Here is a 17,598-nt window from a genome sequence, read left to right on the forward strand (position 1 = left end):
TTAGAGTGTGTGCGCACACACTTTTAGTGAATTTTAATTCACTGTCAGGTACAAAAGCCTAATATTTTTGTTGAAAACCTAAAAAAGAAATTATTTCACGTGTTGAGCGATCGTTTCGTCCATGACGGTTTCCTCTTCCTCGTCGAGGTAGTAGTTGAGATTTTCCTGTGTGACAATGTCGAGCGGGAGGAATTTGAGCTTGGCTACTTTTTTCCTGAATACCAGAAAATCGGCCAGCTGTTTGATACCCAGATAGCCCTGCCGTCTTGGATTTTGGTTGATCAGAAAGCCAATGGTCCCTTTTTTAAGGTAATGCAGATTTTGGGCAAGAAGGTCATAACCGATGATCTTGATGTGGGCGATCTGGCGGTCTTCCAGAAATGAAGCAACGTGATGTGCCTTGGAGGTGGTGACAAAGATGTGTTTCAGGTCGGGCGTGTTGTCGATCGCCTGGCTCAATTTATTATTAAAATCAGACGGATCAGAGCGGTCGAGTTCCAATGTGGCAATGCGGTACTGGTTTTCAGGATCAACCTGCTCAAAATAATCGCGCAAACCATTCTCCTTTTTCACAAGGTGGGCTGCATTACTGGTTTTTTCGTCAATATGTACGACCAGTATCGAGCACGGTCCCGACTGCCCGTAATGCATGAGCTTTCCGGCCAGTTTGCCGCTTTGGTATGAATCCTGGCCTATGTAGCTCAGCGGGCCGTACTCTTCGATCTCTGTATTGAAGAGTACGAAGGGTACACCTGCTTTCTTCCATTTTTCAAAAAAAGGTAATGTTTCGTGGTAAAAAATGGGGGACAGAAAGATCCCTTCCGGGTTAGAAGCTGTAAGTTCTGTTGCTTTTTCAATATAAGAATCCACATTGAACGGATTGAAAACAAAATGTTCGACTGAGACACCATATTGCTTCAATTCCTTCACTGCCAGCTGTATACCCGCTTTTGGTGCGTGCCAGTAGGAGTCTATTTCGTGATCGGGAACCAGTGCGGCGAAGCGATATTGCTTTTTGGAACCCAGCGCACGGGCCATCAGGTTGGGTTCGTATTTGGAATCGTCAATGATCTTCTGAATGCGGAGCCTTACTTTTTCTGCTACTTTTCCGCGATTATGGATCACGCGGTCGACGGTACCGGTCGAAACTTTGGCTTTCAGTGCAATATCTTTGATGCGGATTGTCTTGTTATCCATGGAGGCTAAATGCGTTTAATACATTCCCAAAGCGGTTTTCTGTTGTTAAATACTGTAATGGAGGTGCCCGAAACCTATTAAACGGTAACAATGAAAACGCCAGTTCGGATTTTATGCAAAGTTTGCAGATTGATTTAGATTTACGTCCTTCATGATCATTTTCAAGCGAATTAACCCATGCAAATAGATATTGAACGCATCAATGCGATCGCCCTCGAAGCCGGAAAAGCCATTCTGGAAGTGTATAATGGTGCTCAGGCGGATTTTCAGACTACATTGAAGTCGGATAGTTCACCGTTGACCATCGCCGACCGCATTTCAAATGATATCATTGTTAAAGCATTAAGGGAAGCATATCCGCTGATCCCGATTATTTCGGAGGAAGGCAGGGATATTCCTTACGAAGACCGGAAAGACTGGTCCTATTTTTGGTGCGTAGATCCGCTTGATGGTACCAAAGAGTTTATCAAACGCAATGGCGAATTTACCGTAAACATTGCGCTGATACACGATGGTGTACCTGTTCTGGGTGTGATATATGTGCCGGTACAGGATGTTTTGTATTATGCAAGCGAGGCCGATGGAAGCTGGAAAAAGTCATCGGACGGTACGGTAACTGCGCTGAAAGTATCTACACCAGCCGGGGACTGGGTTTCGGTGGGGAGCCGGTCGCATGCTTCGGAAGAGGATGAAAAAGTACTGGCCGGTTATCCTGTCACATCTTCCATTACCGTAGGTAGCTCACTGAAATTCTGTATGATAGCGGAAGGTGAAGCGCAGGTATACTACCGCCACGGACCTACGATGGAATGGGACACTGCGGCTGGTCATGCCATTGCGAATTATAGTGGCGCCCGGGTAACGCAGCCAAGTGGGGAGGCATTTTCCTACAACAAACCTTCGCTGCTGAATGGAAGCTTTTTGTGCATCGTTAATTCATGTAACTAGTCCGGTTTAATGTCGGGTAGGATAGCGGAGTAAAGCAATTCGCAGCTGTCGCGGGGAGTTTGCGTATTGGTAAAAAGCGTAAGATGGGAGTTGATAGATGGTTCAAATGCGGAGCTGATACCGGTGAAATTCGTCAATCCTTCTGTTCTGGCTTTTTTATAAAGACCTTTTACATCTCTTTCCTCGCAAACTTCCAGCGGGCAATCGACAAACACTTCGAAGTAACGCTCGCCCAAAATTTCATGCGTCAGATCCCGGTGCCCCTGCATTGGGGTGATGAATGAGCAGATCGTGATAATGTTGTTCTCGACCAGGATCTTGGCCATTTCAGCGGCGCGACGGACATTTTCTGCCCGGTCTTCGTTTGAATAGGTCAGATTACTGTTGATACCGGCCCGGAGAATGTCGCCATCCAGCAACACGGAGAAGAAACCTTCGCCATCCAGCTTTTCCTTTAGCAATGTGGCAATCGTACTTTTCCCCGCACCGGACAGCCCCAGCAGCCAAATCACTATTCCCTTTTGGCTTAAAGGTGTCTTTTTAGCATGGATCATGAGCGGGAGATTTTCAATAAACGCCCAATTTAGGAGGTGAGAGATTTACTTCCATGATTTTTAGCGAAAATATAGGTTTAGTGATCATGAAATGAAGGATAATTTCCATCAAACCAAAGGCAATATACCGTGATCTTGGTATTGATCGCAGCTTGGTGAAGGATGACTTTTGTAAAGGCCAAAAAACTTTGCAACACATTCCAAACGAACCTGTTAAATCCAAGATCATGAAACGAATTCTACTCCTGTTCTCTATTCTAATCGCACTAGTAAGCGGGTCTAGCTATGGCCAAACATGCAGCGGCTCACTATCAAGCACGACTGTGTCGCCCTGCCTTGAACAACCATTTACACTCTCCACCCCCAACGCCACCGCATTTGGCGGTTCTATCAACTGGGAAGTCAGTACAGACGCTGAAGGCCCTTGGACGGCCATTGGTACCAGTAACTTTGGCGAGCCCACCGGCTCGGCCAAGTTCACGGTAACACCTGCTGAGGCGGGTGTTCGGTACTATCGCGGCGTACGTCCGGGTAATTGTACCTATGCGCCTGTTATGGTTACCGTCGGTGCCGGGGCTGCTCCTTCTCCACCGGTCATCTCGGCGAGTACGTATTGCAATGGCATTGCCACACTTACAGCGTCCGGGGCCGGAGAGGGTACATACACCTGGTACCGGATCAATTCGGTATCGCAGGTAACGCAGGTGCAATCCGGAGCCAGCAATGAGTACGTGATCCCCAACTTGCCCAATGGAAGTTTCTTTGAATCAGGATTCCGATACTATGTAACCTTCTCGAACGGGACCTGCACAAGTAGCGCAAGCGGTATTTTGCTGGTATTGCCCTCCGGTGCGGTACCTCCGGCGCCCACTATTGCTGCGCAATCCACTAGTATTTGTGTCAATCAATCCACTACCCTTACTGCCATAGGATCGGGAACTATTAAATGGTACCGCACGAACCCTACAACATTGCTCGGCGAGGGGAGCAACATTCTGATCAGTCCTACTGGCACGCGCGACTACTTCGCCACCAGCACGATCAACGGTACCTGTACTTCGACCAATAGTAATTTCGTAAATGTTGCGTTGGCACTACCCACCGCCACTACTACAATGCCAGCAAGTCAGGACTTTATTGTGTCTGAGCCCATTAGAATCGTATTGGCAGATAGCGATTGTAAAATCTTTGCCCAATTCAGCTCCTCGGAAGCCTCGGGCGCCGAGATTTTCTCAAAAACAGTCAACGCAAAAGTTTCATTTGATAACACGGTCAAAATATACAATGGAATGCCATATGTACAGCGCCATTTCGATTTTCACCCTACCCAGGCTTTGACGCCCGGCTATTCCCCTTTTTACACCATTACCATGTATTTCACCCAAGCGGATTTCGATGCATTTAATGTAACCAGCACCGTAAAGTTGCCTCTGAATCAGGCTGATGTGGAAGGGTATGCATCCAATCTCCGCATTTTGCATGCATACGGTACACCGAATTCCCTGCCGGCCGCGCCAGGTAACTATTCCTCAGGAAACGTGGTCGAGGATTGCATTGCGTGCACGACTGTTGGATGGAGTACGGAATACAATGCGTGGGCAGTTTCAATTAATACCATCGGTTTCTCTGGCTTTTTTATCACGGCCAAAGGGGCTACTTCGCTGCCTGTGACGCTGGTTAATTTCAATGCTATCAAGGCTGAACGTTCAGTTGTTCTGAGCTGGCAAACCTCAGAGGAAACCAATAGCGACCGATTTGAGATCCAGCATAGCGCCAACGGGAAGCAATGGACGATGATCGGGCAGGTGAATGCGACGGGCGAGAGCAAAACTTTACAACGCTATACATACACGCACGCCACCCCGCGCACAGGGGAAAATCTGTATCGAATGAAAATGGTCGACGTGGACGCTACATTCGCCATGTCACGGATAGTTTCGGTGAAGATGGATGATGCTAATGAGTTGAATGTGTTCCCCAATCCGGCGACCCGTGCTGTTTCAGTTACGAGTGAGGTAACTATCACGGGATATCAGCTGGTGGGGCAGGATGGCACCATCGTCACGCAGGACGACCACAAGCGTACGAAGGAGCTGGTGATACGGAATCTGAATGTTCCTGGCGGTCTTTATTTTCTAAAATTGAATTTGGAAAATGGGACGATTGAAAACCGCAAACTGATCATTGAGTAAAATGCGGCGCAAAAATCAAAGAATGGAACTGGTCTGGCTGGTTGTTTCTTTGCTGGCTATCATGGTTGCTATCGCCGGGATTTTAATGATGTGATCTATTTAAAGGTATTGATAGCCAGATAATAAGCCTTATTTTAGAGAAATACTACTCCTCTATGAATAAACTGCTCATTGTCGACGATCATCGCATTTTCACGGACGGGATCCGTTTCCTGATAGAACATACCACGGATCTGGCAGTGACAGGCGTGCTGCATCTCGGTAAGGAGGTACCACAATTTCTCTCCCGCCATGCTGTGGATATCATGCTGCTGGACATCGATCTGCCCGATCTGTCGGGTTTTGATGTAGCCAAAATGGTCAAACAGAGTTACCCCGATATCAGGATACTGGCGCTTTCCATGCTTGACGATCTGGGTTCAATGGAACGGATGAGCCAGGCCGGCGCCAGAGGTTTTTGTATCAAAAGCGAGGGGCGGGAGGAAGTTTTCAAAGGCATTCAACGGATACGGGAAGGCGGCACTTACTGGCCGCAGCGCTATCTGGACATCCGAAAAAACGGCCTCGAAAAAGTAAGTGACCTCACACTCACATCAAGAGAAACAGAAATCATCCCGCTGATCACTTCCGGGCTGACAACCGGAGAGATCGCAGAAAAATTATTTATCAGTACTCGCACTGTCGAAACACACCGGAAAAATATCTACCGGAAACTGAACATTCACAGTAATGTAGAGCTCGCCAGATATGCGGGCAAACATAAGATTTTCTAGCCTTAAACTGATCAGATAATGGTTCGATACCTAGCGTTTTTGTTGACCTTATCATGGTTTTCTGTCCCCGCGCAAGAGTCGAAAGAAAAAGCAGAGTTTCCTGAGCAACCCTCCGACAAATTTATCTTTGATCACTTTACATCGGATAACGGAGCTGGGGGTTTAGGCGGCGGCCGGATCCGCCAGCACAATGGTTTTATATGGTTTTCGGGCTTTGCGGCATTTAATCAAATGGCACGTTTTGATGGGATTGACTTCAAATTTGCTGAACTCTACAAGGGCGATTCGCTCATTAAGGCAAGTACATTCTATTATGTCTTCGATCGGAAAGGCCAGCTCTGGTATGGTGCGAGAGGGAATTTATTTCTGTGTAAAAAGCCGGATTCCTGGATCAAGAAACCGGGACAGTCTGGGAAGTACAGATTACAGATTGACACCATTTACACAAAGGTCTTGCAGCAAAATTTTGTAACTAAAATTCTTGGAGAAGACCATGAGGGAAATTTATGGATTGCGCAGTCTTCCGGGAAACTGTACCTGTTTAATCCTGAAACAGGAAAGAGGAGAATTTTCAAGTTTCCCGCTGGTGAGCAGGTTGTCGATTGGGTTGCCGATAGGCAAGGAAGGATGTTGGTTATTTCAAACAAAGAAATCTACGAACTAACCGACACGAGCGGCAACTTTGTTCGCAAATCGATACGGAAGCAGGCTGGCATGCCAGTAGACACGGAATTTAAAGATCTATTTGTCGACGAACAGGGTAGTGTGTGGCTCGGTACAGACCAGGCAGGGGTATATCAGTTTCAATGGAAGAAATCCGGAAGGAAGAGCCACTTCTTTCAATTGCAAAATTACAAATGTGACATTGTTACAGGCATAATACAGGACAAAAGCGACCGGATCTGGATCGGTACACAGGACCAAGGAATGGTTGTTTACGATTACAAAACACGAAATTGGGAGCAGCTGAAATACGCCCGAAGTAACCCTTCCGGCTTGAATTTCAACTGGATATATACCATGCATGCGGATGACCAGGGAAAGGTTTGGATTGGCTCTACAATGGGTGGTATAGACCTGTTCGATCCGGCGAAGAATCATTTCAGGTTATTAACGCAGATAGATAACGAATACAAAAGGACATCGGAAACCAATTATATGTACTTCGGGAACGGTGATAGCCTCTATGTTTTTGAAGGTACCCAGGACTACGAAATGATCTATTCAGTGAAAGAGAGAAAATACAAACATGCTTTCAAAAATAGTCTCCCCCGTTTGCCAAAGATGGTACAATTATGGATTAAAGACGGTACCGGAAAGAATTGGTTCGTTAATACGGATGGACTTTATTCCTATGACCTGAAAAAGAGCAAACTTAATTTCTACCCTTTCCCTAACAGCAGGCAATACAGAATTTTTCTACCCAATACGGCGGAAGTGATTGATAGGAAAAAATCGGGCGATCTTGGCGAAAAACAAGAAATATGGATTGGCGATGGGTTGGGTTTGATCCGTTTTGATATCAATACCAAAAAATGGATCGACAATGCTGATCTGCCTGAAAAACTCAGAAATGTTATTTCAGATAGAAACATAACGCTGATCCGAAGCGGTTCCGGAAATACAGTCTATTTAGCGGGCACGTACATGCCATTTGTTCGATATGGTGTCGAAAGCGAGAGGGTAGATCTGGCAGGATATAATAAGGAAGGCGCTCAGTATACTCATGATATTCTGGAAGAAAAGTCTTCCGTTTGGGCGGCCACGGATGTGGGCCTGTATGAATTATCAATGTCGGATCTTTCAGTGAAAGCAATATATAGTCCGGGAGGAAATGACTACCTCCAGTCGGCTATCTCCATTTTTACCCGGGATGAAAAGAAGCACTTCTGGCTCTTTGGTGCGGAAGAACTGATGGAATTTGTCCCTGGTAAGGGTGTATTGAAGAAATACCGGTTCAAGGAGGAAATAAGAAATAACTCCATTAACACAGTCCCTGCGTATCGTCATCAGGATGGCACTATCTTTTTTACAGGAGCGAAGGGTATTACTTACTTCAATCCAAAGGACCTTAAAACCAATTCATTCGTGCCACCGGTCAGCATTACCGACATTCATGTGATGGGGGCTCCGTATTCAACTGATAAAAACGAACTGAGGCTGACACACAAACAGAACTTCGTCGATTTTGAATTTGTGGCCCTCAACTTTACCAGTGCTGCTAAAAACCAGTACCGTTACAAGATGGATGGCATTGATGAAGAATGGATCGATGCAGGGACCAAGCGAAGCGCAAACTATACCAATCTTCCTCCCGGGGGTTACACTTTCACAGTGATTGGCAGTAATAATGATGGTGTTTGGAATAAAAAAGGCGCATCCGTGAAGATTATGATCCTACCTCCGTGGTGGGCTACCTGGTGGTTCAGGAGTTTGTTGATCCTGCTGTTTGCCAGCGGCATTTATGGATTATTTCGCTACCGTCTTAATCAGCAGCTGCGCCAGCGCGAGGCGGAGATCAGGGCATCATTAATGGCCCAGGAAGCTGAAAGGCAAAGATTTTCAAGAGAATTACATGACGGAATAGGCGCAAATCTCTCATTGCTCAAAATGTACTTATCCTCTTTCGGAGAAGCAGATATTCCAATGGCTGAGTTAAAAGAACGATCGGAAAAGCTGCTGGCGGGCTCCGTGGACGAAATCAGGAGATTGATCCATGACATGCATCCGCGGAATTTGAAGGAAATGGGCCTGGTGAAAGCGGTGGAAGATATGGTTGGATTGGTCAATTTGGGGAATGCATTAAAGGTGAATTTCAATGCCAGCAATGTCCCCGAACATTTGCCGGAACAGGTTGAGATTAATCTTTTCAGGATCGTGCAGGAGCTTTTGCAGAACGCGATGAAGCATTCAGCCGCGGAAATGGTGTGGCTTGATTTTAATTTTGCAGAAGAAAACCTGACACTGACTTATAAGGATAATGGTACAGGCTTTGATACCTCCGCCGCTTCGAATGGAAATGGTTTGTTGAATATCCGAAACCGGGTCTCGTTGCTAAAAGGCGAAATACAAAGCAGTTCAGTGCCTGATCAGGGCACTTTTGTGGAAATTTGCCTGGCAGCTTAATGCCAGGACAAAATCCTGATCGCTACGACCATTATCACTAGATCTGATTTGCAGCCACCATTTGCTGAATACTATATTCGCTTTTCGGATTCTGCTTTTTGATGGTATAAACAAACCGCTTTTTGTCGATGACGACGACAACTTGAAGCAAATCACCGGGGAGGGTAGATACATCCAACCTCCTCCGGTAGTGATCATGGCTAGTAAATTCCTGGTAAACAGATCGTTGCTTGTAATCAAGCAATTCTATTTTATATCTGAACCGCTCCGGATTGTCCACAACGATATATAGCTTGGCGTCTGAGTTGATACTCGCATGCACGCTGTAAGATGCGGAATGCGAGGAGCGGTCCTGCGACACATTCAAATTAGCTGTTGTCGGATCGGTTAGTTTGGGCGGCAAGTCTTCCGTTTTTAACCGGGCTATCAATAACTGATTTGCCAGAATTTGCGCGAGCAGTTTGTCAAGCTGCTTTTGGGTTTTTTTATTTTGTTTGATCCACTTTTCAGGCAAAGCTTCTTCGTAAAGTAGTTGTCGATCCGGCCCGAAAAACTGCACCTGTGTGCGACGGCTTGCTGCATTGGTCAGGATCCGCCAGTGACCATTTTGCGACTCGTTTTCAACTTTTGCTCCCGTAGCCTGATAGGGTTGTGCCTCTGCATTGATTTGAACAAAAAACAATGCGACAAAACAAAGCCACAACAGATGGTTTGACGAGATGAATTTCATGATGCATTGAATCGGAGTGTTTGGATGGATTGACATGGCTAATGATGTTTTGAGGAAAACATGACGGATTGTTTCATTGGCAAATCAATACACAATAATGTTATGCTTTTCGGATTTTAGACGAGTGACCGGTCTTTTCTCCCACATGACGTCATATCTGCAATCAGCACTGTTTATCGGGGAAATCAGGCGTTTGTCGAATCGCAGATGCGTTGAGGACCGGACTTCCGTCGTTAGGCGAAATGTGCCGGTTATTAATGGTAAATTATTTAGATTCGAACTTCCGAATGAAGAAATTATGACTCGTTTTTCATCGTTGATAACCTATAAGCAGATTTGGACGCAAAGTATCTTCTGGCTGGCGTATTTTTTGTTTGAGTGGCTCAATACTGGCGCATATCTGGATAGTTTTCGTCAAAGTCTTTGTCTGATAACGCTCAATCTGCCGCTGTTGATCATCGCAGGCTACTGGCATTTGATTGTCACCGTGAGACATTTTCTGTTGTCCGACAAAATGCTTGGCTTCTGGCTGAGCCTCACAGGTGCGCTGCTGGTTTTTGGCATTCTCCGAAGGTTTTTGAACTATACCTGGTACTATCCGACCTACTATCCTGCGGGTTTGGAAAAGGGATTTTGGTATTGGCCTAAAATATTTGCCGAATCCATGCAATTACATTTGGTAGTGGTGCTTTTTGTAGCCCTGGACCTGGTCCGGCATGTATTACGACAGCAACGGCTCAGTGAAACCTATCGACGCGAGAAAGTTTCGGCTGAGTATCGCCTGCTTCAATCCCAGGTACAGCCTCATTTTTTGTTCAATACCCTCAATAACCTGATCTCGGTTTCCATGCATCAACCGGCGCAAATGCCCAATTTGCTGCATCAGCTTGGCGGTTTGCTAAGTTACCAGCTTCATGAAAGTCATCGGGATACTGTTCCCATTTCAAAGGAGATTGCTTATTTGAAAGATTACATTTCGCTTGAACAAATTCGTTACGGCGAACGGCTGGACTTGCAGACTAATTTTAATTACCTGATCAATTCGGATCAGATCATGATCCCCCCGATGCTGCTTTTGCCTTTTGTTGAAAATGCGTTCAAACATGGAGCTGCGCAAACGGAGGGAGCGTGCTGGATTCAGATGCATTTGTCAATAAGTGGAAACAGGTTAGTATTTTCAGTTGAAAATTCGGTGCCTGAGGGTTCACCGGCACCATTTGCATCAGGTTTAGGATTGACGAATTTGAAAAAGAGACTGGAAATTCTGTTTCCGGGAAGTTATGAGTTGGTTACGATGCCTGAGGCGGGACAGTTTCTGGCGGTTTTAAAATTCGATATATAATGGCGATCCGTTGTTTTGTGCTCGATGATGAACCACTTGCGTCTGATCTGCTGACGGATTACATCAGCCGTTTGCCCGATCTGGAACTGGTAGGCGTGTCCAACAGTCCTTCGCAGGCATTGATGATCTTGCAGCAAACGCAGGTTGACATTATTTTCCTGGACATTCAAATGCCGCGATTATCCGGGTTTGATCTGTTGCGTCCACTGGGTTACCGGCCTAAGGTCGTTTTCACGACAGCATTTCGGGAGTATGCATTGGAAAGCTACGAATTCGACGTGCTGGATTTTTTGGTCAAACCTATTTCATTTGAGCGTTTTCTTCAATCAGTGGGTAAAATCTACCGATTTTCACAAAATTCAATCGTTCCGCAGGAAGTAGCTGCATTGCCGAAAGCGACCAAAGAATATCAGTATTTCAAAGTGGATAAAGAAATGGTCAAGCTGTTTCTGGACGACATTTTATGGATTGAAAGCCTTAAAGACTATGTGCGCGTGCATACGACCACGGGCCCGCTGGTGTCCTATCTCAGGATCAGTTATTTAGAAGAAAAGCTGCCTCCCGATCGATTCGTAAGAATTCACAAATCCTTTATTGTTTCACTGGATCACATTCAGGCCGTCAGCACGACTTATATCCGCATTGATAATGAGGAAATTCCGATTGGAAGAATCTATAAAGCAAAGCTGGATAAAGTATTGCAAAAAAGCTGAATGCTTTTTGAGCGAAATCGCGCATCAATCGGTTTCACAGAAGTCGTTCATTTTTTTTGTTTAATCCACCATTTGAATAAATGAACTTGGAGCAAAGAAGATTCTTTAAGTGACCGATGGATTATTGAAATCAATTTATTTCCAAAAAACATTTTATCTTGGGAGGAAAGGAAATAATTGATTGCCAGACAATTCAAACACACTATTAACCATCATAACTTCCATGGAAAATCAGGAAACAGACATCATATTTTACAGCTCTCCGGCAGGGCACATTAAGGTTGAGGTTATCTTCAATGATGAGACTTTCTGGCTGAACCAAAAGCGGTTGGCGGAATTGTTTGGGGTGGAAGTGAACACTATCAACTACCACTTGAAAGAAATCTATAAATCGGGAGAATTAGTGGAAGAAGCAACTATTCGAAAAATTCGAATAGTTCAAAAAGAAGGAGCCAGGGACGTGGCGCGCGACGTTGATTTCTATAATCTGGATGCCATTATCGCAGTAGGCTACCGTGTCAACAGTTTCCAAGCCACCCAATTTCGTATTTGGGCTACCAAAACTTTGCGGGAATTTATCATTAAAGGTTTTGTACTGGATGATGAACGACTCAAACAAGGAAAGCGATTTGGGAAAGATTATTTCGATGAACTGCTGGAACGTATCCGTGAAATACGCGCCAGCGAGCGGAGATTTTATCTGAAAATCACCGACATATACGAGCAATGCAGCATTGACTACATTAAAGGCTCAGATATCACATTGAAGTTTTTCAAAACAGTGCAAAATAAGCTACACTATGCCATTGCGGGAAAAACAGCTGCAGCCATTATAGCCGAGCGGGCGGATGCGGCAAAGCCTAATATGGGATTACAGACATTTAAAAATGCTCCGCATGGGAAAGTCCTGAAAACAGATATCAGTGTTGCGAAGAACTACCTGATTGAGAAGGAAATAAAGGAACTGGAGCGTATCGTTTCGATGTACCTGGATTATGCTGAAAACCAGGCGGCCAGGCAAATTCCAATGAAAATGGAGGATTGGGTCGCCAAACTGGATGGTTTTTTGCAGTTTAACGAATATCAGATCCTAAAAGACGCAGGCAAAGTAAGTCACGAAATTGCCCAGAAACTCGCTGAGCAGGAATTTGACAAATTTCGTGTCGGGCAGGATAGGAATTTTGAAAGTGATTTTGACCGGGAGTTGAAGAGGTTTAAATTGTAGGTAAATTGCTTCAGCCAGTTTCCAGTCACTTCATTACCACTCAACTTCCATCAACATGGAACATTACTACATTGGGTTTTTCAATTACGTCGAACAGATCCTGACCCTGCCGGAAGGCGACAAGGAGTCGATTCGTCGGTCATTCAAACCGGTTTTTGTTCCCAAAGACACGATTATCGAACGTGCGGGGGAAGTGCCTGAGTACCATAATTTCATTGTGTCAGGCCACATGAGAAACTTCCACCTGGACAAAGACGATAACGAAATCACGACCGATCTGAATGATGGCCCGCGGTTTTTTACGTCCTATACCGCCTTTATGAACCGCACTATTTCCAACGAAAACCTGCATTGCATTACGGATTGCGAGTTGCTCCGGATCAACCGGGATGATGTGGAGGCGGGCGCTAACCATAGTAAAACACAGAAAGACTATACCATTCAGATTCTGCAAAAACACTTGCAGGAAGACAAAAACCGGATCAACGATATGGCGACCCTGACCGCCGAAGACCGGTACCTGAAATTTTTGAAAGAAAAGCCAAACATCATTAAGCAGGTACCGCTGCGTTACATTGCGTCGTACCTGGGGATTACCCAGCGACACCTGAGCAGGCTGCGGGGATAGGAAATAGCCATTTCGTCCATATTCAAATAGAACCGCCCATCCGTATTGGACATTTGTCTAATCAGCTAAGAGATTGTCGGGTTTAAGTTTGACCAAAACTTAAACGGCCTTCGACTATGATGACAAATTTAAACGTTCTGCAATCCGAAAAAGTACCAGTTTTTAATGCGCCACGAATCCTGACCTACACAGCAACTGCCTGGCTGACAGTTACTACGGTTGGTCAATGGATATTTGGAATCTACATCCTCTCATTTTACGGAAAAACCACGCTTGCCGGGGAATTTGAAAAATGGAATCGGGTTTTGCCACATGGTTACGTGGAAGGGGATTGGAAGGGAAATCTGGTAGTAGGAATGCATGTGCTACTGGCTGCGGTACTGGTAATAGGCGGTCCTTTGCAGCTGATCACAAAAATACGAAGCAATTTTCCTCAGTTTCATCGCTGGCTGGGGCGAACTTATGTCACTACGGCCATCTTCGTCAGTCTCGGCGGACTCATTATGATATGGACGCGGGAAGGGGTAGGCGTTGACGCCCGGCGTGTCAGTATTAGTATTCAGGCCATTTATATCATTGGATTTGCTTTACTCGCCATCAGGTATGCCCGCGCAAGGCAGTTTGAGAAGCATAGGAACTGGGCGTTACGGCTGTTTATGGTGGTTAGCGGCGTTTGGTTTTTCCGGATTTTGTTGATGTTCTGGCTAATGATCAATGGCGGGCCCGTAGGCTTTGATCCTAAAACCTTCACCGGCCCTTTTCTTACGGGTCTTTCTATATTTTCCTACGCCATTCCTGTCTCGCTGATCGTATTGGAAATGTACTTTTACGCCCGGAAAAGTAAGAGCCAGAGATTCGGTATCATCACATCAGCTATTATTTTCATGTTTACTATCATCATGGCCGTTGGCATTTTTGCGGCAACGATGGGTATGTGGATACCAAGAATGTGATAGGGAAGTGCAAACCCGCGATTAGTACCGCTTCATAAACAGCGAGATTGGCCAGAAAAGCGTTGCGGTAATGGCTTTGCTCCAATCTGGTTTCTCAGGATTCGTCCTGACTGCTTTCATGCAATACCAAAGCAATACGATCCCCGATATAATCCATGCTATTGCCATCTGTTCCGTGGTTTAGAATGTGCTGTAAGTAGTTTTCAGTCAGTAATTTATTTTCTTTTTTGAATTTTTGCAAGTTAAAAATATTATGGAACTTCCTTATATAGTGGATTTTGTACATCTTTGACATTGTACAGGTTACAAATAATGAGCAGCTAACTAAGTCCTAAACGATGATCTATTTCACGCAACTGATTTTTATAAAGGAAGGGAAAGAAAACACATTCCATTCCTTCGAGGACCACGTATTGCCATTGCTTCAACGCCACAATGGCGAACTGCTTTATAGAGTAAGGCCGCCCAGATCGTCGGTGGTAACTACCACATTAGATTATCCGTACGAACTTCACCTGGTCAGTTTTACGGATCGGGAAAGTTTTGAAGGTTACCGGGATGATCCTGACCGCCTGAAATACATGCATTTGAAAGACGAATCCGTAGAACGGATTATGTTGATTGAAGGGAAGGCCTAAGCAGGAAACCATGCTTTTTCAATTAAACGATTGCCTGAATTCCAGCGGAGAGAAATTAGTTTTTGTTTTGAATAACTTGCTGAAAGACTGCGGATGTTCAAAGCCCAATTCATACGCGATTTCGCTGACTGACAGGTCGGTGACGGATAATTTCTCTTTGGCTCTTTCAATCAGTTTGTCGTGAATGTGCTGCTGCGTCGTCTGGCCCGTTAATAATTTGAGCATTCCACTGAGGTAATTGGGCGAAATATTCAATGTATCGGCAATGTACTGAACGGTTGGCAGCCCTTTCTTCATGAGATCGTCGCTGTTGAAATACGCCGTAATGATCTGTTCTAAACGGTTTAGTATTTTGTGATTGCTTATTTTCCTCGTGAGGAATTGGCGCTGATAAAAACGCTCGGAATATTTCAGCAGCAGTTCAATCTGGGCGATGATCAGGTCCTGGCTGAATTTGTCAATATTGGAATGGTATTCCTGCTGAATGCTTTGCATAATACCCGAAATCGTATTTTCTTCTTTCTCAGATAGGAAAAGTGCCTCGTTTACCGCGTAATCAAAATATTCATATTGCTTGATATTCGTGGCCAGCGGCGTGTTCCATAAAAAGTCGGGGTGGACCAGTAACATCCACCCCGATTGCTGTAATGTGGTAGCAGTTTCAACTTCCAGCCTGAGGACCTGGCCGGGTGCCATGAAAAACATAACCCCTTGATCAGAATCAAATTCTTGCTGACCGTACTTCATCTTGATATTGAAATTCCTTTTCATTGAAATGGAATAAAAATCCTTGATCATACTCCATTCATTTGCAGGTAAATGATCAATCATTTCCATGTTGATGACACTGATCAGCGGGTGCTCCGGCTTTGGTAACCCTCTGAACTTGTGAAATTCGCTGATCGTTTTGAACCGATGAAATTGCGTGTTTGCCATATTACAAGTTAGCTATTATTGTTTGAAAGCATTAGCAAATTCCTTCGCAAATTCTTCCAGTTTCACTTTGCCCATCACAGCCGGTTTATTGCGGAGATAATCTTCTGCCAATACACCATTGTACAAGCTTCCGTACATTTCAACTAAGCCAGCGACGATTTTCGGATTCATTCCAATAGTTTCCAGGGCGTTTTGTACTTCTTCGCCGGGAACAATGATCCATTTCAAATCAGGCTTTCCAATGGCTGCACCCAAAACGGTCGCAGTATCATTGCCTGTACGATCGTCGCTGGCGACATACCTTATTTTTCTGCCAACACGGGACGCGAGTAATTCCTCGGCAATCGCAGCGGCAATGTCGATCGGGGAAACCCAGGGAATCTCACCTTCTGCTCCATAGTTTGCAGAGATAAAACCCTGATGTTTAATCATTTCCACGTAACCATATAGGTTGTAAAAAAATGATGTGGGACGCATGTGCGTGATTGCAACGTCCGAAGGGAGTTCATTCAAAAATTGCTCGACATCATGAGCGCCGATCAGAATTCCTGAGCCTTGGCCTTTGCCCAAATGAGCGCCAATGGTACTGAGGTTAACCACTTGTTTTACACCCGTTTGACCAATGGCTTTTGCGTAATTCTGGCCAATTTGATGGTAATGTGCCAGCAGGTCAAGGTTGTGGTCAAAATAATTTCCTGGGGGCACCATCGTATAGACTGCGTCGGCACCAGTAAAAACATTTGCCAGAAAACCAGCGTCCTGCAATGCGCCGATGGCAGCGGTAGCACCCAATGCTTCAATGTCACGCTGTTTTTTGGGATTACTGCTGACAACTGTTACGTCATGTCCTTTTTGTACCAATTCCTCTGTGAGTGGCTTGCCAATGTGTCCTAATGAACCTGTTACTACGATTTTCATTTGTCTGGTTTTTTTGTTTCTGCAAAGTTGTGCAGCGTCAAAAAAGCGGACGTAGCCAAATCTATGGTTGTTGTAGCCGAAAGAAGGTTTGTCCCAATTACCCCATTAAAATGTCCTTTATACACCACGCGATTGGAAGATGAACGTCCTAATTTTATGTCGTTCAAAATGAGCACATAAGCCATCACCAAAATCATCAAACCAATGGCTACATCAGATTTTACCACGAGCATATTAGTGGACCAAACTGCCGAAGAAGCTTTCAATGCCGTCAATAATGTGCGTGGATGGTGGTCGGAAGAAATTGAAGGAAGTACTGATAAACTTGGCGACGTGTTCAAATATCATTATGAAGATGTCCATCGCTGCCAGATGAAATTAGTTGAAGTCATTCCGAACAAAAAAGTGGTTTGGTTGGTATTGGAAAACTATTTTAAATTTACAATAGACGAAACCGAGTGGACAGGTACGAAAGCTATTTTTGATATTACCGAAAAAGATGGCAAAACGGAAGTTAAAATGACGCATTTGGGCCTCGTTCCCGAATATGAATGCTACGATATCTGCCGGGAAGGTTGGAGCAATTACATTCAAAACAGTTTACGCAACCTGATCACCACCGGTAAAGGCAAACCGAATGCGACAGGTAAGCCACAAACTGAAACCGAAAAGAAATTGACTTCATCCGCGGATAGTTGAGATACAATTGGGATTAAAATATTATA

The 17,598-nt window shown here is 44.9% G+C and carries 17 protein-coding genes; 11 read left to right on the plus strand and 6 right to left on the minus strand.

All coding sequences use genetic code 11. From position 1 onward, the window contains the following. Positions 1-90 precede the first annotated feature (90 nt). Positions 91-1,197: a substrate-binding domain-containing protein gene (locus ABIO93_RS26465; protein ID WP_348073015.1), complete on the minus strand. Its 1,107-nt coding sequence runs from the start codon at positions 1,195-1,197 to the stop codon at positions 91-93. 177 nt (positions 1,198-1,374) lie between these two features. Here ABIO93_RS26465 and cysQ point away from each other — a divergent pair, with 177 nt between their 5' ends. Next, positions 1,375-2,145 (plus strand): 3'(2'),5'-bisphosphate nucleotidase CysQ, encoded by a 771-nt coding sequence (cysQ, locus tag ABIO93_RS26470; protein ID WP_348073016.1) that lies wholly within the window; start codon positions 1,375-1,377, stop codon positions 2,143-2,145. On the opposite strand, the gene cysC is transcribed toward cysQ, so the two are convergent. Continuing rightward, positions 2,142-2,699: an adenylyl-sulfate kinase gene (gene cysC, locus ABIO93_RS26475; RefSeq protein WP_348073017.1), complete on the minus strand. Its 558-nt coding sequence runs from the start codon at positions 2,697-2,699 to the stop codon at positions 2,142-2,144. The two genes, cysQ and cysC, sit on opposite strands and share 4 nt — an antisense overlap. Before the next feature lie 227 nt (positions 2,700-2,926). On the opposite strand from cysC, the gene ABIO93_RS26480 reads away from it, so the two are divergent. From ABIO93_RS26480 to ABIO93_RS26490, 3 genes are all read left to right on the plus strand, one after another. After that, positions 2,927-4,891, plus strand: coding sequence for a T9SS type A sorting domain-containing protein (locus ABIO93_RS26480; RefSeq protein ID WP_348073018.1), 1,965 nt, complete (start codon positions 2,927-2,929; stop codon positions 4,889-4,891). 155 nt (positions 4,892-5,046) lie between these two features. Continuing rightward, positions 5,047-5,664: a response regulator transcription factor gene (locus ABIO93_RS26485; protein ID WP_348073019.1), complete on the plus strand. Its 618-nt coding sequence runs from the start codon at positions 5,047-5,049 to the stop codon at positions 5,662-5,664. Positions 5,665-5,682: 18 nt separating this feature from the next. After that, on the plus strand, positions 5,683-8,790 hold the full coding sequence (locus ABIO93_RS26490) for a triple tyrosine motif-containing protein (protein WP_348073020.1): 3,108 nt from the start codon (positions 5,683-5,685) through the stop codon (positions 8,788-8,790). Positions 8,791-8,827: 37 nt separating this feature from the next. On the opposite strand, the gene ABIO93_RS26495 is transcribed toward ABIO93_RS26490, so the two are convergent. Next, positions 8,828-9,520, minus strand: a complete 693-nt coding sequence (locus ABIO93_RS26495) for a hypothetical protein (RefSeq protein WP_348073021.1) — start codon at positions 9,518-9,520, stop codon at positions 8,828-8,830. A 298-nt stretch (positions 9,521-9,818) separates the two neighbouring features. Here ABIO93_RS26495 and ABIO93_RS26500 point away from each other — a divergent pair, with 298 nt between their 5' ends. From ABIO93_RS26500 to ABIO93_RS26520, 5 genes are all read left to right on the plus strand, one after another. After that, positions 9,819-10,862, plus strand: coding sequence for a histidine kinase (locus ABIO93_RS26500; protein ID WP_348073022.1), 1,044 nt, complete (start codon positions 9,819-9,821; stop codon positions 10,860-10,862). Next, entirely contained in the window at positions 10,862-11,575 is a 714-nt protein-coding gene (locus tag ABIO93_RS26505) for a LytTR family DNA-binding domain-containing protein (protein WP_348073023.1), read from the plus strand. Before ABIO93_RS26500 ends, ABIO93_RS26505 begins: the two co-directional genes overlap by 1 nt. Before the next feature lie 223 nt (positions 11,576-11,798). Further along, entirely contained in the window at positions 11,799-12,800 is a 1,002-nt protein-coding gene (locus ABIO93_RS26510) for a virulence RhuM family protein (protein WP_348073024.1), read from the plus strand. A gap of 55 nt (positions 12,801-12,855) precedes the next feature. Beyond that, positions 12,856-13,428 carry a Crp/Fnr family transcriptional regulator gene (locus tag ABIO93_RS26515; RefSeq protein WP_348073025.1) on the plus strand — a complete coding sequence of 191 codons (573 nt, stop codon included), beginning with the start codon at positions 12,856-12,858 and terminating at the stop codon, positions 13,426-13,428. Positions 13,429-13,544: 116 nt separating this feature from the next. After that, a complete protein-coding gene (locus ABIO93_RS26520; protein WP_348073026.1) occupies positions 13,545-14,381 on the plus strand; it encodes a DUF2306 domain-containing protein in 837 nt (278 codons plus the stop codon). A gap of 21 nt (positions 14,382-14,402) precedes the next feature. Here the strand turns inward: ABIO93_RS26520 and ABIO93_RS26525 are convergent, their stop codons facing one another. Next, on the minus strand, positions 14,403-14,549 hold the full coding sequence (locus tag ABIO93_RS26525; RefSeq protein ID WP_348073027.1) for a hypothetical protein: 147 nt from the start codon (positions 14,547-14,549) through the stop codon (positions 14,403-14,405). Between the two features lie 170 nt (positions 14,550-14,719). Here ABIO93_RS26525 and ABIO93_RS26530 point away from each other — a divergent pair, with 170 nt between their 5' ends. Continuing rightward, positions 14,720-15,019 carry a DUF1330 domain-containing protein gene (locus ABIO93_RS26530; RefSeq protein ID WP_348073028.1) on the plus strand — a complete coding sequence of 100 codons (300 nt, stop codon included), beginning with the start codon at positions 14,720-14,722 and terminating at the stop codon, positions 15,017-15,019. 18 nt (positions 15,020-15,037) lie between these two features. On the opposite strand, the gene ABIO93_RS26535 is transcribed toward ABIO93_RS26530, so the two are convergent. Then, positions 15,038-15,955 carry a helix-turn-helix transcriptional regulator gene (locus tag ABIO93_RS26535; RefSeq protein ID WP_348073029.1) on the minus strand — a complete coding sequence of 306 codons (918 nt, stop codon included), beginning with the start codon at positions 15,953-15,955 and terminating at the stop codon, positions 15,038-15,040. Positions 15,956-15,970: 15 nt separating this feature from the next. Then, on the minus strand, positions 15,971-16,873 hold the full coding sequence (locus tag ABIO93_RS26540; RefSeq protein WP_348073030.1) for an NAD(P)H-binding protein: 903 nt from the start codon (positions 16,871-16,873) through the stop codon (positions 15,971-15,973). A 204-nt stretch (positions 16,874-17,077) separates the two neighbouring features. Between ABIO93_RS26540 and ABIO93_RS26545 the strand changes: the two genes are divergently transcribed. After that, the gene (locus ABIO93_RS26545) at positions 17,078-17,572 is read left to right on the plus strand and encodes an SRPBCC domain-containing protein (protein ID WP_348073031.1); all 495 of its coding nucleotides are present in this window, start codon (positions 17,078-17,080) and stop codon (positions 17,570-17,572) included. The last annotated feature ends 26 nt before the right edge of the window (positions 17,573-17,598 follow it).

The organism is Dyadobacter sp. (genome assembly GCF_039919315.1).
Taxonomy (GTDB): Bacteria; Bacteroidota; Bacteroidia; order Cytophagales; family Spirosomataceae; genus Dyadobacter.

What these genes read in the sequence shown, in the direction of transcription:
- cysQ (WP_348073016.1), top strand. Translation starts at nt 1,375, where the DNA reads ATGCAAATAGATATTGAACGCATCAATGCGATCGCCCTCGAAGCCGGA.
- ABIO93_RS26510 (WP_348073024.1), top strand. Translation starts at nt 11,799, where the DNA reads ATGGAAAATCAGGAAACAGACATCATATTTTACAGCTCTCCGGCAGGG.
- ABIO93_RS26520 (WP_348073026.1), top strand. Translation starts at nt 13,545, where the DNA reads ATGATGACAAATTTAAACGTTCTGCAATCCGAAAAAGTACCAGTTTTT.
- ABIO93_RS26480 (WP_348073018.1), top strand. Translation starts at nt 2,927, where the DNA reads ATGAAACGAATTCTACTCCTGTTCTCTATTCTAATCGCACTAGTAAGC.
- ABIO93_RS26485 (WP_348073019.1), top strand. Translation starts at nt 5,047, where the DNA reads ATGAATAAACTGCTCATTGTCGACGATCATCGCATTTTCACGGACGGG.
- ABIO93_RS26500 (WP_348073022.1), top strand. Translation starts at nt 9,819, where the DNA reads ATGACTCGTTTTTCATCGTTGATAACCTATAAGCAGATTTGGACGCAA.
- ABIO93_RS26465 (WP_348073015.1), bottom strand. Translation starts at nt 1,197, where the DNA reads ATGGATAACAAGACAATCCGCATCAAAGATATTGCACTGAAAGCCAAA.
- ABIO93_RS26515 (WP_348073025.1), top strand. Translation starts at nt 12,856, where the DNA reads ATGGAACATTACTACATTGGGTTTTTCAATTACGTCGAACAGATCCTG.
- ABIO93_RS26535 (WP_348073029.1), bottom strand. Translation starts at nt 15,955, where the DNA reads ATGGCAAACACGCAATTTCATCGGTTCAAAACGATCAGCGAATTTCAC.
- ABIO93_RS26545 (WP_348073031.1), top strand. Translation starts at nt 17,078, where the DNA reads ATGGCTACATCAGATTTTACCACGAGCATATTAGTGGACCAAACTGCC.
- cysC (WP_348073017.1), bottom strand. Translation starts at nt 2,699, where the DNA reads ATGATCCATGCTAAAAAGACACCTTTAAGCCAAAAGGGAATAGTGATT.
- ABIO93_RS26505 (WP_348073023.1), top strand. Translation starts at nt 10,862, where the DNA reads ATGGCGATCCGTTGTTTTGTGCTCGATGATGAACCACTTGCGTCTGAT.
- ABIO93_RS26495 (WP_348073021.1), bottom strand. Translation starts at nt 9,520, where the DNA reads ATGAAATTCATCTCGTCAAACCATCTGTTGTGGCTTTGTTTTGTCGCA.
- ABIO93_RS26525 (WP_348073027.1), bottom strand. Translation starts at nt 14,549, where the DNA reads ATGGCAATAGCATGGATTATATCGGGGATCGTATTGCTTTGGTATTGC.
- ABIO93_RS26540 (WP_348073030.1), bottom strand. Translation starts at nt 16,873, where the DNA reads ATGAAAATCGTAGTAACAGGTTCATTAGGACACATTGGCAAGCCACTC.
- ABIO93_RS26490 (WP_348073020.1), top strand. Translation starts at nt 5,683, where the DNA reads ATGGTTCGATACCTAGCGTTTTTGTTGACCTTATCATGGTTTTCTGTC.
- ABIO93_RS26530 (WP_348073028.1), top strand. Translation starts at nt 14,720, where the DNA reads ATGATCTATTTCACGCAACTGATTTTTATAAAGGAAGGGAAAGAAAAC.